The sequence below is a fragment of the Nitratidesulfovibrio sp. SRB-5 genome (genome assembly GCF_019931275.1).
Classification (GTDB): Bacteria; Desulfobacterota; Desulfovibrionia; order Desulfovibrionales; family Desulfovibrionaceae; genus Cupidesulfovibrio.
The window spans coordinates 1-1054 of record NZ_JAIOTY010000011.1; the positions used below are offsets into that span (position 1 = coordinate 1).

Below are 1054 nucleotides of genomic sequence, written 5' to 3' on the forward strand. Positions count from 1 at the left end.
CCAGCCTTGACGCCTTCAACAACCACGACGCCGACGGAATCGCCGTCTTCGTGCACCAGAAATTGGATCGACATGGAATTCCTCCTTGGGGAGCGTTGTTGAGGCATGTGTATGATGTCTTATGCAAGACTGTCAACGCGAAACTTGAGCTTTTTTGCCCAAGGCCCGACAGCTATTCATTAACACGCTGTAATATCCCATGTTTTTAATAGCGATTCGAGCGTCGCCCCCAGACGGCATATGTGCTGCCGCGGCACCCCAACGCGTAATATGCTGATATAAAACGCACTGTGCCCCGTGGCTGTGTGCGCGGTGAAATAATGAACGAAGCCAAGGCGCTCCATAGCGTATAAATTGATTAAACAATCAAATTGATCCGTTGCGACGCGCCGACTTTGTCATCCCGCGCGTCCGCCATGCTCATGTGTTTTTTATCCCATGGCCAACAGGCACCAACAAAATCCACTTCAACATATCAGCACGCGTACCACCCACATGGGCAGCACGCACCATCAATTTTTCATCTTTTATCATAACGCCGCACCAACATTCTGAAGTTTTATTGGCACGATCCGCCGTACTCCCCCTCTTCACAGACGGGTTCTCGGGCACGAAAAAGCGGGACGCGGATCCGTTTCCGGATCCGCGTCCACTTGGGGGGTGCCGCGCGTCAGGCGGAACGCGCGGCGATGGGGAGGATGGGATGCAAAGACAGTACGCATGCCCCACGCCTTGGCGCATCCGCCGCAAAGCGAGGCGAATGCAACCGCTAGGCGCCATGGCCAGAGCTGGCACGAGGCCACGAAAGATCAAAATTGCGGCATACGGACGCGATCATGTCGGCTTGGGCTCCCCTTCGACCGACCGGTGTCCGCGGGCCGCCCAATGACGCTCCCATGGCGGCGATGCGCGACCGCCATGGGAGCACATGCGGAGACTAGGCGCTTTCGTACAGACGGGTAAGGACGAACTCGCGATGGCCCAGCACTTCGGCGGCGGTGTTACGGCCGTTGGCGGTGCGGATGGCCATTTCCACCAGCTTGTCGCCGGCGCC

At 57.4% G+C, this 1054-nt stretch carries 1 protein-coding gene; it reads right to left on the minus strand.

The features are described 5' to 3' along the window. Positions 1 to 937 precede the first annotated feature (937 nt). Positions 938 to 1054, minus strand: a 117-nt coding sequence (locus tag K6142_RS16520; protein WP_190245403.1) for a UxaA family hydrolase, incomplete at its 5' end; no start/stop codon positions are given.